Source organism: Tessaracoccus yangjingae (genome assembly GCF_055326235.1).
Genome location: NZ_JBUZNN010000001.1, coordinates 22,455 through 37,461 on the forward strand (window position 1 = coordinate 22,455; position 15,007 = coordinate 37,461).

13 protein-coding genes are annotated in these 15,007 nt (G+C 71.2%); 7 read left to right on the forward strand and 6 right to left on the reverse strand.

The annotated features are described in order from the left end of the window. The first annotated feature begins 41 nt into the window (after nucleotides 1-41). Nucleotides 42-650 carry a beta/alpha barrel domain-containing protein gene (locus tag ACZK5D_RS00105; RefSeq protein WP_458994891.1) on the forward strand — a complete coding sequence of 203 codons (609 nt, stop codon included), beginning with the start codon at nucleotides 42-44 and terminating at the stop codon, nucleotides 648-650. A gap of 6 nt (nucleotides 651-656) precedes the next feature. Here the strand turns inward: ACZK5D_RS00105 and ACZK5D_RS00110 are convergent, their stop codons facing one another. Beyond that, the gene (locus ACZK5D_RS00110) at nucleotides 657-1,847 is read right to left on the reverse strand and encodes a hypothetical protein (protein WP_463663853.1); all 1,191 of its coding nucleotides are present in this window, start codon (nucleotides 1,845-1,847) and stop codon (nucleotides 657-659) included. 168 nt (nucleotides 1,848-2,015) lie between these two features. Here ACZK5D_RS00110 and ACZK5D_RS00115 point away from each other — a divergent pair, with 168 nt between their 5' ends. From ACZK5D_RS00115 to ACZK5D_RS00130, 4 genes are all read left to right on the forward strand, one after another. After that, nucleotides 2,016-3,086 carry a VldE C-terminal domain-containing protein gene (locus ACZK5D_RS00115; RefSeq protein WP_463663854.1) on the forward strand — a complete coding sequence of 357 codons (1,071 nt, stop codon included), beginning with the start codon at nucleotides 2,016-2,018 and terminating at the stop codon, nucleotides 3,084-3,086. 20 nt (nucleotides 3,087-3,106) lie between these two features. Further along, nucleotides 3,107-4,780 (forward strand): glucose-6-phosphate isomerase, encoded by a 1,674-nt coding sequence (gene pgi / locus ACZK5D_RS00120; RefSeq protein ID WP_463663855.1) that lies wholly within the window; start codon nucleotides 3,107-3,109, stop codon nucleotides 4,778-4,780. A 7-nt stretch (nucleotides 4,781-4,787) separates the two neighbouring features. Further along, nucleotides 4,788-5,453 (forward strand): SanA/YdcF family protein, encoded by a 666-nt coding sequence (locus ACZK5D_RS00125; RefSeq protein WP_463663856.1) that lies wholly within the window; start codon nucleotides 4,788-4,790, stop codon nucleotides 5,451-5,453. Between the two features lie 90 nt (nucleotides 5,454-5,543). Beyond that, nucleotides 5,544-6,269 carry an L-ribulose-5-phosphate 4-epimerase gene (locus tag ACZK5D_RS00130; protein WP_458994886.1) on the forward strand — a complete coding sequence of 242 codons (726 nt, stop codon included), beginning with the start codon at nucleotides 5,544-5,546 and terminating at the stop codon, nucleotides 6,267-6,269. Nucleotides 6,270-6,290: 21 nt separating this feature from the next. Here the strand turns inward: ACZK5D_RS00130 and ACZK5D_RS00135 are convergent, their stop codons facing one another. Then, entirely contained in the window at nucleotides 6,291-7,634 is a 1,344-nt protein-coding gene (locus ACZK5D_RS00135) for a UDP-glucose dehydrogenase family protein (RefSeq protein ID WP_463663857.1), read from the reverse strand. Between the two features lie 195 nt (nucleotides 7,635-7,829). Here ACZK5D_RS00135 and ACZK5D_RS00140 point away from each other — a divergent pair, with 195 nt between their 5' ends. Beyond that, nucleotides 7,830-9,425, forward strand: a complete 1,596-nt coding sequence (locus ACZK5D_RS00140) for a xylulokinase (RefSeq protein WP_463663858.1) — start codon at nucleotides 7,830-7,832, stop codon at nucleotides 9,423-9,425. Nucleotides 9,426-9,729: 304 nt separating this feature from the next. Then, complete coding sequence (gene argS / locus ACZK5D_RS00145) at nucleotides 9,730-11,364, forward strand: arginine--tRNA ligase (protein WP_463663859.1); 1,635 nt, start codon at nucleotides 9,730-9,732, stop codon at nucleotides 11,362-11,364. Between the two features lie 78 nt (nucleotides 11,365-11,442). Here argS and ppgK read toward each other — a convergent pair whose 3' ends face one another. The 4 genes from ppgK to ACZK5D_RS00165 are packed head-to-tail and all read right to left on the reverse strand — an operon-like array spanning nucleotide 11,443 to nucleotide 14,856. Next, nucleotides 11,443-12,276 carry a polyphosphate--glucose phosphotransferase gene (gene ppgK / locus ACZK5D_RS00150; RefSeq protein WP_463663860.1) on the reverse strand — a complete coding sequence of 278 codons (834 nt, stop codon included), beginning with the start codon at nucleotides 12,274-12,276 and terminating at the stop codon, nucleotides 11,443-11,445. A 50-nt stretch (nucleotides 12,277-12,326) separates the two neighbouring features. Beyond that, nucleotides 12,327-13,700 (reverse strand): PH domain-containing protein, encoded by a 1,374-nt coding sequence (locus ACZK5D_RS00155; protein WP_463663861.1) that lies wholly within the window; start codon nucleotides 13,698-13,700, stop codon nucleotides 12,327-12,329. Further along, on the reverse strand, nucleotides 13,700-14,191 hold the full coding sequence (locus ACZK5D_RS00160; protein ID WP_458994880.1) for a PH domain-containing protein: 492 nt from the start codon (nucleotides 14,189-14,191) through the stop codon (nucleotides 13,700-13,702). The genes ACZK5D_RS00155 and ACZK5D_RS00160 overlap by 1 nt, the downstream gene beginning before the upstream one ends. Beyond that, on the reverse strand, nucleotides 14,188-14,856 hold the full coding sequence (locus ACZK5D_RS00165; RefSeq protein WP_463663862.1) for a DUF1707 SHOCT-like domain-containing protein: 669 nt from the start codon (nucleotides 14,854-14,856) through the stop codon (nucleotides 14,188-14,190). The genes ACZK5D_RS00160 and ACZK5D_RS00165 overlap by 4 nt, the downstream gene beginning before the upstream one ends. Nucleotides 14,857-15,007: the final 151 nt, after the last annotated feature.

Consider the following 15,007-nt stretch of genomic DNA (forward strand, 5'->3'; position numbering starts at 1 on the left):
GCGCCGTCGCCCGGTCCGCCCGGTGCGGCAGAATGGGCGCCATGCCCTCCCTCACCGGCCTCATCGTGTGCCTGCCCGACGCCCCCGCCGACGACCTCGTCGCCGTGGTCGAGGTGCTGATCGAGGAGGGCTTCTCGACCTTCGCGCTGCCTGCGTCGGCGCCCGCCTACGGCGAGATCGCCGCCATCTTCGGGTCTCGCGCCACGCTGGGCGTGCTGAGGGTCTCGGCTGTGGACCAGCTGGTGGCCGCGTCGGCGGCCGGCGCCCGGTTCGCCCTGTGCGACGTGGCCTCCGCCCGGCTCGCCGAGGCCGCCGCCGCGCTGGACCTGCCCTGCTACCTGGGCGCGATGACCCCGACGGAGGTGCGGGCCGTCCTCGAGACCTCGGCCACCGGGGCCCTGCTGTACCCGGCGGACGTCATCGGACACGCCATGGCGCCGCGCCTCGCCGAGCTGGGGCTGGCGGACCGGGTGGTCCCCCTCGGCGGGCTGGGCGCCTACGCGGCGGGCGAGTGGAACAAGGCTGGCGCGCCCGCGGTGTGCGTGGACTCGGCGCTGCTGGGGGACGCGGTGACGGGAGGGTCGTTGTCGCTGTTGCGGGACCGCTGCGGCTCGTTCCGCACCGTCGAGAAGGCGATGACCGCCGGGTAGTGTCCGTCAGGCCTCGTCGTCCGGCATGGCGCGGGCGGGCCGGATGGGACGTGTGGGCTCGTCCTCCACGACCGCACCACCGAGCATGCCGTCGAGCACCTCGGTCTGGCTGACGCCGTCGGCGTCCGTGGCATTGTCGTCGTCGAGGAACGCGATGCCGCCCGCTTCCTCGGGCAGCAGGCGCGATCCCCTGGTGCTGCGGAACACCAGGAACGCCGTCGCCAGCAGGGCTGAGCCGCCCACCACCACGGACGTCAGGAGGAACCAGGAGACGGGGCCGGTGAGATCCTCCGGCGGCGTGGCGGGGGTGGTCCCGGCGTCGGCGCTGGGCGAGGCCGAGGCGGTGGGAGTGAGGGTCGCGCTCGGCGTGGGTGTCGCGGTGGGGGTGGGGCTGGGCGTGGCCGTGGGCACGACGGTGTGCTCGACGGCGATGCTGACCTGCGCGCTGGCGGGCTTGAGGCCGGAGGTCCCGGCGAAGGACAACGTCAGGGTGAGGGTGCCGGCGGGTTGCGCCTCCGGCACGGCGTAGAGGGCCTCGTAGGCGCCCGACGACGTGGTGACGGTGAACGACTCCTCCACCTCGCCGCCTGCGTCCGAGACGGTGATCCCCGCGTTGCCCACGCCGTCGCCGGACGGGCCGGTCAGGCGGCCCAGGATCCGCACCAGCGATCCGTTGACGGCGGTGGCCGGAGCCTCCGCCGTGAGCGTGAGCGCGGTGGGCTGCGCCGGCTCGTTGTCCTCGTCGGGGGCGGGCTTCGAGGGTGCGGCGGTGTCGGAGCCGCCGTTGTCGTTGCCCCCGCCGTTGTCATCGCCGCCGTCGGTGGGGGGCGGCGTGGAGCCGACGGTGATGGTGGTCTGGGCGCTCGCCGGGTCCGCGCCGCGCGACCCGCCGAACTCGACGGCCACCACGTGCTTGCCCGCCGGCAGGTCTGACGGGATGTCGAACGACATGCTGAACTCGCCGTCGCTGTCGGTCCTGTCCGAGTCCATCTCGCGGCCGTCGAGGGTGGCAACCACGTCCGCGCGCTTGACCGGGTCCCCGTCTGAGGTGAGGCTGCCCGAGATCTGGACCTCACCGCCATCGAAGTCGAAGGCGGCTTTCAGCGTGGAGGGGGCCGCGTGGGCCGGTGCTGCGATCAGCGCCAGGGCTGCCACGAGGGTCGCGGCGAGGGCTGTGCGCACGGAGGTGGGGAGCATCGACGATTCCATTCCTGCATCAGTGGAGCGAAGCGTAGCCCACACTGAGCGGATTCTGAGAGGGGGCAGGCCGAGCGGAGCCGAACCGACGGGTTGCATCTGGGCCGGAAACACGTATTCTGAGACTGGCCTTAAGAATTCTCAAGGTTCTCAGGAAAGAGGTGTGGGATGGCAGGAGCGCGACGCGCCGCCGGATTCGCTGACGACGGCGACGTGGCCGAGGCCCAGGTGGCGTCCGCACGCCGCGGCGTGCCGTCACGTCGGGGGGCCACCGTGCGCCACATCCTCGCCCCCGTGACCCTGCTCGCGGTGGTCGGCCTCGCGGCCGCCGCGACCGTGCTGCCCGGCACGGAGGCGGGGTTGGAGCACACCGATCCGAGCATGGCCGCGTCGAGCCCGTTCGGGGTGTCGCGCAACTTCGCCCGCCCCTCCCTCTCCCCGGCCGCGACCAGCAGCTCCGCGCTCCCGACGGCCAGCGCGTCCCCGTCGGTGTCGGCCTCCCCGTCGGCCAGCGCGTCCCCGTCCGCGGCCCCGAGTGTCACGGCCAGCCCGGCTGCCACGCCGGCCACCACGGTCGCCGCCGAGCCCGCCCCGGCGCCGGTGGACTACACGGCGCTCAGCGCCACGGCCGGCACCCGCTACACCACCGACCCCGTCAACGTGCGCGTCGGCCCCGGCGTCGGCTACGAGGCCCGCACCACTCTGGCCGAGGCCAAGGCGCTCGAGATCACCGAGTGGGCCGTCGACGGCTGGCGCCAGGTGGTCCTGTCCGACAAGTCGGGCTGGATCAAGGAGAGCTTCCTCACTGCGGACAAGCCGGTGGTCGCGTTGGCGAAGACGGCCACCTCGTCCGGGTCCGGCAGCAGCTCGTCGGGCTTCTCGTCGGAGGCCTGCGCGGCGGCGTCCGGCATCGAGTCCGGCCTCACCTCGCGCACCCGGGCGGTGCTGCGGGCGGTCTGCGCCGAGTTCCCGTCGGTCACCAGCTACGGCGGCTACCGGGCCGGCGGCGGTTCGTACCACAGCTCCGGCCAGGCGATCGACGTGATGGTCTCTGGCGAGGCCGGCTGGGAGATCGCCCGCTGGGCCCGCGCCAACGCGTCGTCCCTCGGCATCATCGAGGTGCTCTACTCGCAGCAGATCTGGACCGCGCAGCGCTCCGGCGACGGCTGGCGGGGCATGGAGGACCGCGGCAGCGTCAGCGCCAACCACTACGACCACGTTCACATCAGCGTCGGCTGACCCTGCCTTAGGCTGGGGGCATGATCACTCCGGTTGACGCCACCACCACCGAAGCCTGGACAGACCTCCGCATCCTGCGCGACGCCATCGTGCCGGACCTCCGCGGCTGGTTCGAGGCGGACCCACAACGAGCGCAGGAGCTCACCTTCGACATGGCCGACCTGCGCGTCGACCTGTCCAAGAACCTCATCAACGAGGACGTCGTGGCCGCGCTGGTGCGCCTGGCCGAGGAGATCAACCTCGCGGGCCGCCGCGACGCCATGTTCGACGGGGAGCGCATCAACGTCACCGAGAACCGCTCAGTGCTGCACACCGCCCTGCGTCTGCCCCGCGACGCCGAGCTGGTCGTCGACGGACGCGACTTGGTGGCGGACGTCCACGACGTGCTGGACCGGATGTACGCGTTCGCGGACCAGGTGCGCTCGGGCGAGTGGACCGGCGTCACCGGCAAGCGGATCGAGACGGTGGTCAACATCGGCATCGGCGGCTCGGACCTAGGGCCCGTCATGGTCTACGAGGCGCTGCTGCCCTACAAGCAGGACGGCCTGACCTGCCGGTTCATCTCCAACATCGACCCCAACGACTGCGCCGAGAAAGTCGCGGGCCTTGACCCCACCACCACGCTGTTCATCGTGGCGTCGAAGACGTTCACCACGCTCGAGACCCTCACCAACGCCCGCATGGCGCGCGACTGGTTCCTCGCTCAGCTGGCCGACGCCGGCGTCATCGACGACACCGAGGAGGCCCGCCGCGGCGCCATCGCGAAGCACTTCGTCGCCGTGTCCACCGCGCTGGACAAGGTGGCGGACTTCGGGATCGACCCGGCCAACGCGTTCGGCTTCTGGGACTGGGTGGGCGGCCGCTATTCCGTGGACTCCGCCGTCGGCCTGCCCGTCGCGATCGCCATCGGCCCCGACGGCTTCCGGGACTTCCTCGCCGGCTTCCACGCCGTCGACACGCACTTCCGCACCGAGATCCCCGAGCGCAACGTGCCGCTGCTCATGGGCCTGATGAACGTCTGGTACGTCAACTTCTGGGACGCCCACAGCCACGCGGTGCTGCCCTACGCGCAGTACCTGCACCGCTTCGCGGCGTACCTGCAGCAGCTCACCATGGAGTCCAACGGCAAGTCCGTGCGCTGGGACGGCACGCCCGTCACCACCGACACGGGGGAGATCTTCTGGGGTGAGCCCGGCACCAACGGCCAGCACGCGTTCTACCAGCTGATCCACCAGGGCACCCGCCTCATCCCGGCGGACTTCATCGCGGTCGCCAACCCGGCGCACCCCACCCTCGACGGCGACACGGACGTCCACGGCCTCTTCCTCGCCAACTTCTTCGCGCAGACCGCCGCGCTGGCGTTCGGCAAGACGGCCGACGAGGTGCGCGCGGAGGGCACGGCCGAGGCGATCGTCCCGGCCCGGGTCTTCGCGGGCAACAAGCCCACCACGTCGATCATGGCGCCCGCGCTCACGCCGTCGGTGGTGGGCCAGCTCATCGCGCTGTACGAGCACATCACGTTCGTCCAGGGCATCGTCTGGGGCATCGACTCGTTCGACCAGTGGGGCGTGGAGTTGGGCAAGAAGCTCGCCATGGAGATCGCGCCCGCCGTGCTGGGCGACGCCACGGCGCTGGCCAGCCAGGACCCGTCCACACAGTCGCTGGTGCGCTGGTACCGCGACCATCGCCTCTGACGCGCCGATGGATGGTCGTGGCCGCGGGGGCCGTGCCGCGCTGATCCTCGGCGTGCTGATGATCGTCGGGTTGGTCCCGGTGGCAGCCAGCGGCGCCCGCGTGGCGTGGGCGTCGTCGGGCCGGGTTCACGACGTGGAGACGGTTCCGGCCCGCGATGTGGGCATGGTGCTGGGGGCCAAGGCGGACCGGGGCAGGCCCTCGGCGTTCCTGGCCGCCCGCCTCGACCTGGCGCTGGAGCTCTTCGAGCAGGGCCGGATCAGGGCCATCCTGGTCAGCGGTGACGGCCTGGCCCGCGCCAACCACGAGACCGACGTGATGCGCGACTACCTCGTCGAGCGCGGCGTCCCCGCGGACAAGATCGTGGCGGACCCGGCCGGCTTCGACACCTACGACTCCTGTGTGCGCGCCCGCGACGTCTACGGCGTGCGGGAGCTCACGGTGATCACGCAGGACTACCACCTCGGCAGGGCGATCACGGTCTGCTCGATGGTGGGGGTCGACGCGGTGGGCGTGGGCGACACGTCCATGCGGGGCCGCTTCCCGCTCAACTGGATCAAGGGGGCGGGCCGCGAGTGGGCCGCCAACCTGAAGATGGAGTGGGACGTCGCGTCGCAGCGTGAGCCGCAGGCGGACCCGCCGGATCCGTCGCTGGAGCGCGCCGTCGAGGCGTGAGGCCGGCGCCGGCGTCCGAAGGCCGGGGTGCCGGCCCGCGCGGTGCGCATCTGGCTTAGGATCGACCTGACTTTCAACGATGGAGGAAATGTGACGCTCACCCTCACCGACCTGCCCGCCGACGTCCAGGAGGAGGTCGCCCGCACGCGCGAGGTCGTCGCCACGCTGCACGCCGAGCTGCCGCGCTGGGAGCTCGTGGTCTGGACCGCCGGCAACGTCAGCCAGCGCATCCGCTGCGCGGACCGGATCGGCGAGGAGCTGTTCGTGATCAAGCCCTCGGGCGTCTCCTACGACGACCTGTCCGCGGACACGATGGTGGTGTGCACCCTCGACGGGGTCAAGATCGACGACGGCACCCCTGACACCCTGCAGCCCTCGAGCGACACCGCCGCGCACGCCTACGTCTACCGCAACATGGAGCACATCGGCGGCGTGGTGCACACCCACTCCACCTACGCGACGGCGTGGGCAGCCCGCGGCGAGTCGGTGCCCTGCGTGCTCACCATGATGGCCGACGAGTTCGGCGGCGACATCCCCGTCGGCCCGTTCGCGCTCATCGGTGACGACTCGATCGGCCAGGGCATCGTCGAGACGCTCAAGGACTCCCGCAGCCGCGCCGTGCTGATGCAGAACCACGGCCCGTTCACCATCGGCAAGGACGCGCGCGACGCCGTCAAGGCCGCGGTGATGTGCGAGGAGGTTGCGCGGACGGTGCACATCGCCAAGCAGCTGGGCGAGCTCATCCCCATCCCGCAGGAGAAGATCGACTCGCTGTTCGACCGCTACCAGAACGTCTACGGCCAGCCCAAGGGCTGACCCGCAGGACCGGGGCGGTGGTCACCAGAGGGAGACGCCGCGCCCCATCCCGAAGTAGCGCCAGCCCGCGTCGCTCCAGCGGCGCGGGTTGAGCACGTTGCGGCCGTCGATCACGTTGGCGGCGGCCGGCAGCGACACCAGCTCCGCCGGGTCGAGCTCCACGAACTCCCTCCATTGCGTGAGCACCATCACCACGTGGGCGTCGCGCACGGCCTCTTCGACGGTGTCGCTCACGTTGAGCTCCGGCTGCCGCTCGCGCAGCAGGTCCCCGGCCGCGGGGTCGACGACGGCGAGCTCGGCCCCCCTGGACCACAGCCGGCCGGCGATGTCGAGGGCGGGGGAGTCGCGCAGGTCGTCGGTGTCGGGCTTGAACGTGATGCCGAGCACCGCCACCTTCTTCCCGGCCAGGCGCCCGCCGACGGCCTCCTCCGCCAGGGACACGGCGTGGTCGCGGCGGCGACGGTTGATGGCGTCCACCTCGCGCAGGAACGTGAGGGCCTCGTCGACCCCCAGCTCCCCGGCGCGGGCCATGAACGCCCGGATGTCCTTGGGCAGGCAGCCGCCGCCGAACCCGATGCCGGCCTGGAGGAACTTCTTCCCGATCCGGTCGTCGTAGCCGATGGCCTCGGCCAGCCTGGTCACGTCGCCGCCGGTCGCGTCGCACAGCTCGGCCATGGCGTTGATGAACGAGATCTTGGTGGCCAGGAACGAGTTGGCGGCCACCTTCACCAGCTCCGCCGTCGGGTAGTTCGCCACCACCAGCGGAGTGCCCTCGCCCAGCGGGACGGCGTAGCACTCGTCCAGGATCTCCTTCGCGACGGCGCCGCGTGCCAGGTCGTCCGGGAGCCCGTAGACGAGGCGGTCGGGGTGCAGGGTGTCGGCCACCGCGTAGCCCTCGCGGAGGAACTCGGGGTTCCACGCCAGCAGGAGGTCCTTGCCCGAGGCCGCGAGCGCCTGCTCGATCTCCTGTGCGGTGCCGACGGGGACGGTCGACTTGCCCGCCACCATCACCGGCCGCCCGCCGGGGGCCACCTGCGCGTGCTCGATGATGGTCGCGACGGCGGCCCGCACGTAGGTCATGTCTGCGCCGAGCCGGCCCTTGAGCTGGGGCGTGCCGACCCCGATGAAGTGGATCTCGGCGTCGCGGATTTCTGCGGGGTCGGTGGTGAAGCGGAGCCTGCCCGACTTCACGTGGCGGGCGAGGAGTGCGGGGAAGTCCGGCTCGTGGAAGGAGGGCTTCCCCTGCGCCAGCAGGGCCACCTTCGCCTCGTCGACGTCCAGGCCGACGACGTCGTGGCCGAGCTCCGCCATGCAGGCGGCGTGCACGGCCCCGAGGTAGCCACATCCGATCACAGAGATTCGCATGACCCCTAGGAAACCACTGATCAACCATGTCCTGGCTGCGGCGCACCGGATCGGGCGATCTGACGCCCCTCCACCTGGATATGGACGTCAAGCTATCCAGACCTCCCCTCTCCCCACCGAATTCGGACCCGCCGTGGCGTGGCGGCCCCGGGCAGGCAAAGATGGGGGTGGGGTACAACAACGGAGGTTTACATCGTGGAAAACGTGACCGCGCGCGACATCATCGTCGCTGGCAACACGTCGCTGGGTATCGAGCTCGGCTCGACCCGCATCAAGGCGGTCCTGATCGGGCCGGATCACCAGCCGCTGGCCACCGGCGGCCACGAGTGGAAGTCGAAGCTCGAGGGCGGGTTCTGGACCTACGACGTCGACGCCGTGTGGTCCGGCCTCCAGGCCGCGTACGCGGACCTCGCGGCCGCCGTCGAGGCCACCCATGGGGTGCAGCTGGAGACCGTCGGCTCGATGGGCTTCTCGGCCATGATGCACGGCTACATGGCGTTCGACGAGGCCGGCGCCCTGCTGGTGCCGTTCCGCACGTGGCAGAACACCACCACCGGTGAGTCGGCCCACGCGCTGACCAAGCTGTTCCAGTACAACATCCCGCAGCGCTGGAGCATCGCGCATCTGTATCAGGCGGTGTTGGGTGGTGAGGCGCATGTGGGCCGGATCGACTACCTGACCACGCTGGCCGGCTATGTGCACTGGCGGCTCACCGGCGAGCGGTCCCTGGGCGTCGGCGACGCCAGCGGCATGTTCCCGATCGACACCGCCACGGGCCAGTTCGACCAGGCGATGGTGGCGAAGTTCGACGCGCTGCTCGCGGACCGCGGCTACGGGTGGACGCTGGCCGACATCCTTCCCGCGGTGCTGCCCGCCGGTCAGCAGGCCGGCGCGCTCACTGAGGCGGGGGCGCGGCTGCTCGACCCGTCGGGCCGTCTCCGCGCGGGTGTTCCGTTCGCGCCGGCCGAGGGCGACGCGGGCACGGGCATGGTGGCCACCAACGCGGTGGCGCGCCGCACCGCCAACGTGTCGGCGGGCACGAGCATCTTCGCGATGGTGGTGTTGGAGGGCCCGCTGAAGGCTTTGCACGAGGAGATCGACCTGGTCACCACCCCGGCGGGGGACCTGGTGGCCATGGCGCACTGCAACAACGGCGCCGTGGATCTCCAGGCGTGGGTGGGGCTGTTCGGTGAGGCGGCGGCGGCCCTGGGGGCCCAGGTGGACACCAATGCCCTGTTCCAGACGCTGTATACGGCCGCGCTCGACGGGGACGCCGACGGCGGGGGCATGCTGGCCTACAACTACCTGGCCGGCGAGCACGTCGTCGGGCTCGAAGCCGGCCGCCCGATGTTCGTGCGGACCCCGCACAGCTCGTTCACCCTGGCGAACTTCATGCGCACGCATCTGTACGCGGCGCTGGGCGCGTTGCGGGTGGGTATGGACATCCTGCTCAAGGACGAGGGTGTCGAGCTGGACTCGATGTTCGCTCACGGTGGCCTGTTCAAGACCAAGGGTGTGGCGCAGCGGTTCCTGGCCGCCGCGATGAACACGCCGGTGTCGGTGGGCGAGATCGCGGGGGAGGGCGGCGCCTGGGGCATGGCGCTGCTGGCGTCGTTCCTGCGCTCGGGCGAGCCGTCTCTGGCCGGCTGGCTGGCGTCGTCGGTGTTCGGTGGGGCGGCGATCGACACCGTCGATCCGGTCCGGGCGGACGTGGAGGGCTTCGACCGCTTCATGGACCGCTACCGCGCCGGGCTGCCCATCGAGCGCGCCGCCGTGGACACGCTGCACTGATCACGGGAGCGGCGGAGTGACCTCCGCCGCGTCGTGGGGAAATGCGTTGAGCCGGATCTGGACCTCAAGATCGGCTTGATCGATCAAACCCGCTTCTCCAGGCGTCGAGCCTCGAATCAGGCTCAACCCACCTCCCCGAGACGCGCGTCAGGCTCAACCCACCTCCCCGAGACGCGCGTCAGGCTCAACCCACCTCCCCGAGACGCGCGTCAGGCTCAACGCGCGTCAGGCTCAACGCGCGACGGAGGGAGGAGGAGCGCGCCCGGGTTGGGGTCGCCACGCCGTCGATGCGAGAATGTCGCCCATGCAATCCCTCCCCGCGCTCCTGGACGCCCGGCTGCGTGACCTCACCGGCGTCGACCCCGAAATGCGTCCCGCCACCAAGCCCCAGTTCGGCCACTTCCAGTCCAACGTGGCGCTGCGCCTGGCCAAGCAGGAGGGGCGCCCGCCCCGCGAGGTCGCGGCGGACATCGTCGAGCGACTCGACGTGGAGGACCTGTGCGAGCCGCTGGAGATCGCGGGCCCGGGCTTCATCAACTTCCGCATGCGCTCGGACGTGCTGGCCGCCGCCGCCACCGCGCTGCTGGAGGACCCGCACGGCGGCATCAACCCCGTCGCCTACCCGCAGCGGGTGGTGATCGACTACTCGGCCCCGAACGTGGCCAAGCAGATGCACGTGGGCCACCTCCGCACCACGATCATCGGCGACTGTTTCAACCGGGTCCTCAGCGCGCTCGGCCACACCGTCATTCCCCAGAACCACATCGGAGACTGGGGCACGCAGTTCGGCATGCTCATCGAGCAGGTCCTCGACGAGGGCATCGACGCGGGCGCGCTGACCCTCGACGAGGCTGACGCCCTGTACAAGCGCGCCGCGGCCCGGTTCCGCGAGGACGAGGAGTTCGCCACCAGGGCCCGGGCCCGGGTGACGGTGTTCCAGGGCGGCGACGAGGAGTCGCTGGCCATCTGGCGCCAGCTCGTCGAGATCTCCAAGCCCGCCTTCAACGAGGCCTACCGCCGCCTGGGCATCCTGCTCACCGACGACGACCTGGCCGGCGAATCCACCTACAACGACGACCTGCCCGTGCTCGTGCGCGAGCTGGAGGACTCCGGAGTCGCCGTCGTCGACGACGGCGCCCTGTGCGTGTTCGTCGAGGGATTCGAGGCACCGCTCATCGTGCGCAAGCGCGACGGCGGCTACGGCTACGCCACCACGGACCTGGCCGCGATCCGTCGCCGGGTCCGCGAGCTCAAGGCGGACCGGATCATCTACGTCACCGACGCCCGGCAGGCGGGCCACTTCGCGCAGATGTTCGCGGCGGCCCGCAAGGCGGGATTCCTGCCCGGCGACGTCACCGCCCAGCACGTCGGCTACGGCATGGTGCTCGGCCGCGACGGCAAGCCGTTCAAGACCCGCGACGGCTCTGCCGCGACGCTCGGCTCGCTCCTGGACGCCGCCGAGGAGGTGGCCGCCCCCAACATCGCGCTGGCGGCCATCAAGTACGCGGATCTGTCCAACGGCCTGCAGAAGGACTACACCTTCGACGCCGAGCGCATGGTCCAGACCACGGGGGACACTGGCCCCTACCTGCAGTACGCGCACGCGCGCGTCAGCCAGATCCTGCGCAAGGCCGAGGCGGAGGGGATCCACTGGGGTTCGGTCTCGGTGCTGGACGAGCCCGCGGAGCATCAGCTCGCCCTGCTGCTGAGCGGGTTCGGCGAGGTGGTCGACGAGGTGGCCCAGAGCCTCCAGCCGCACAAGCTCTGCGCGTACCTCTACGACCTGGCCGGCGCGCTGGCCACCTTCTACGAGGCCTGCCCCGTGCTGCGCTCCGAGGGCGACGTGCGCTCCTCCCGGCTGGCTCTGTGCGCGGCCACGCAGCAGGTGCTCGCCCGGGGCCTGCACCTCCTGGGGATCGATGCCCCCGAGCGCATGTGAGGACGCCCTGAGCTGACCCGACACGGCACGGGGCCCGGTGGAATGAACCACCGGGCCCCGTGCCTTTGTCAGGTCAGCTCACTCGTCGGCGTCGATGTCCGCGACGTCCGCAGGGTTCGCGTCGGCGACCGCGGGGATCATCGACAGCACGTCCGGGTGCTCGACGGCGTCCTTGGCGGCCAGCGCCGCGCCGATGATGCCGGCGCGGTTGCGCAGCTTCGCGGGGACCATGGGGGTCTTGAGGTTCAGCAGGGGGCCCCACTTGTCCCAGTCCTTGGAGACGCCGCCGCCGGTGACGAACAGGTCCGGCGAGAAGAGCATCTCGACGTGGCTGTAGTACGGCTGGAGGCGCTTGGTGGTCCACTCCTCGTAGCTGAGCCCCTCCTTGTCCTTGATCGACGACGCGGCGCGCTTCTCCGCGTCGTAGCCGTCGAGCTCGAGATGGCCGAGCTCCGCGTTGGGGATCAGGACGCCGCGGTAGATGATGGCGGCGCCGATGCCGGTGCCCAGCGTGGTGAGGATCACCAGGCCCGGGTGGTCCTTCGCCGCGCCGAAGTGCACCTCGGCCAGGCCCGCGGCGTCGGCGTCGTTGACCAGGACCACCTTGCGGCCCAGCTTGTCCTCGAAGTACTCGTCGGCCTTGAAGCCGTTCCACTTCTCGTCCAGGTTGGCCATGAACGGCACCCGGCCGTGCAGCACGGGGGCGGGGATGGTGAGGCCCACCGGGTTGTCGCCGATGACGCCGGCGAAGTGCTCGATGATCTCCCCGACGACGCCGGCGACGGCCTTCGGGGTGGACTTCTCGGGGGTGGGGATGCGCAGGCGGTCGGCCGCGAAGTCTCCCTTGTCCAGATCAACGGGCGCGCCCTTGATGCCCGAACCGCCAACGTCGATACCCAGGAAGATGCTCATGCGCGAAATCGTAGCGCTAGCGGTGCGGGTGACGGCGTCGGCTTCGCCGATCACACGGGGACGGCAGAAGCGCGGGCGTCCCTGCCCCGCTCGAGCTGATCGTCGAACAGTTGCCGGGCCACCGACTCGTCGAGGTGGTAGGCCCGCAGCGAGACCGGCCCGTCGGTGGTGTGCACGGCGACGGTGGCGAGCCGGAGCCGCCTCTGGAGCGGGCCCTGGTGCAGGGAGAGCGACTGCATCCGGCGGTGCGGCACGATGGTCATCGCGTGCTCGATGAGCCCGTGATGCGCCACCAGCACGTCCTCGCCCACGCCCCAGGTGTGCCTGGCGTGGGAGAAGGGTGTGAGCCACCTGGCCCGCGCGGGTTGGGGCGTGGGGTGGATCAGGTTGAGGTCCACCCCGGGCCATATGGCGTGCAGCACCGTCAACACGTCGGCCCACCTGCCGAAGGGGAGCACCACCGAGTTCGAGGAGCTGCTCTCCTCGCCCGACGGATCGCCGTAGCCGAGCACGGTCACGGTGACGCGGTACAGCCCGGTCAGGCGCTGCAGCAGGTCCTGATGGACGACGACGCCCTGGATCCTGTCGGGGCGGAGGCCCTGCGCCGTGGTGGACGCCAGCCCGCGGGAGATCCGCAGCGTGTCCCCTCGCCGGGTCATCCGGAAGCCCCAGTTGCGCCCCACGTTGGACCAGGCCCAGCCGGCGAAGGCGAGCACGGCGCCGAAGAACGTGACGGGCGCCTCCGCCCAGACCGACGTGCCGATCACGACGCCCGCGACGAGCAGCGCCGCCACGGCCGGGGTGGACACCGCGGTGCCCAGGATGAGCGTGGCCGGCGAGACGGCGTGCACCAGCTCCTCCGGCTCGTCCGCTGTCGGGACCGGGGCGGCGGGGTCGTCCACCCCCGGCTCGCCCGGGGACAGCGCGACGACCGGGCCGCTCCTGGCCCGCGCCATGCGCGACAGGAGGTGCTCCCGCAGCGACTCGGCCCTCGCTCTGGTGAGGAACGCCAGGGTCAGGCCGCCCGCGCCGCCGACGTCGATGTGCACCTTCGCCAGCCCCAGCAGCCGCGCGACGAACGGCTGCGCGATGTCCACCGACTGCACCTTCGTGTAGTCCACCCGAGACGACGACCGCGAGATGAACGCGCGCTCCACCCGGAACTCCTCGTCGTCGACGATGAACGCGGTGGTGCGCCAGGCGAAGATGCCGTACACGCCTGCCACCAGGGCCGCGCCGAGCGCCATCAGCCCGAAGACCAGGGCCTGCGCGGTGAGCGCCTCGATGCCCTCGTCGAGTTCGCGGACCAGGAACACCACCGACGCCGCCAGCACGATCCCGCTGTGCGCGAGGCCGGTGAGCGGGCTGGGCCGCTCGACGACCTTCTCCGCGACCGCCGTGGCCACTGGGGTGGGGTCGGTCATCAGATCCCGGCCTGCTGCGTCTCTCCGCGCTCGATCAAGCGGTCGCGCAGCGCCGCGGCGTCGCTGGGGGAGAGGCCGGGGATGGAGACGCTGCCCTGCGTGGAGGAGGTGATCATCTCGACGGTGGCCAGCTTGAAGGCGCGGTCGATGGGTCCGGAGTGCAGCTGCACCAGCTGCATCCGCCCGTAGGGCACGCACACCAGCCGACGGCTGAACAACCCGCTGGTCAGGTACACGTCAGTGTCGCGCTCGGCGTAGCCCCACCGTCGGAACGCGCGGGGAGCGCGGATGAGCCGCCAGGCCAGCATCGCCGCCCACGCGGCCACCACCGCCCACCCCAGCCACGAGGGGCCGAACAGGAACGCGGGGACGGCGGGCACGGCGAACAGCGCGGTCCAGACGAGGGGGATGAGGGTCAGCTTCATCCGCAGATAGTTGGGGGAGAGGCGCTGCCACTGGGTGCCCGGAGGGGCGAACAGGGTGTCGGTCACCGGATGAACCGCTCGTAGCGACGGCGGTCCATGCCCGGTCCGACCACCTTCACCTCGCCCATGATGATGGTGCCGATCAGGTTGATGCGGATGCCGTCAGGGCGCGGGATCAGTCCCTGCACCTTGGACTCGGCCATGATCAGGCTGAGCCCGGAGAGGTTGACGTCCACGCCCTCGGGAACGCGGATCTTGACCTCGCACATGCCGCCGCCGACGTGGAGGTTGATGTCGCGCTGCTCGAAGGCGGCGCCGATCAGATCCAGGCGGATCTCGCCCAGCCAGGCGTTGAGGTTCACCGTCGAGGCCACCAGGCCCACCCGGCCCGGGCTGTAGGTGGACATGAACGAGTTGCCGCCCGTGAACGCCCCTGTGGCGAGGGGGCCGTAGGTGGGCGCGGCCGGAACGTGCGGGGAGGGCTGGGGCGTGGGTGCCGCGGCGTAGTGCGCCATCGGGGCGGGCGGAGCCGGCCTGTCGAACGCGACCAGGTCCGTGGTGAGCGAGTTGAGGTCCCCGAACGTCTTCGCGTCGTAGGCTCGCGCGATCCGCTCGGCGTGCTCGTCGAAGTTGAGCCGCCCGTCGGCGTAGGCGGTGTTGAGCAGCGTCGCGACGACCTCGCGGTCCTGGTCTGCGCAGCGCAGCACGTCGAGGCGGTTGGGTTCGGACATGCCCCCAGTCTAGGACCGTCTCACACCACCCCCCGCCCTGCTGATCCGTCGCGCCCTCGACGGTGTGGGGTGTGCACGACACGCCGTCGCGATCGGTGGTCGGATGCGTATAGGGCACCGAGGGTGGCTTCGTGCGGCGTTTCGTGCCACG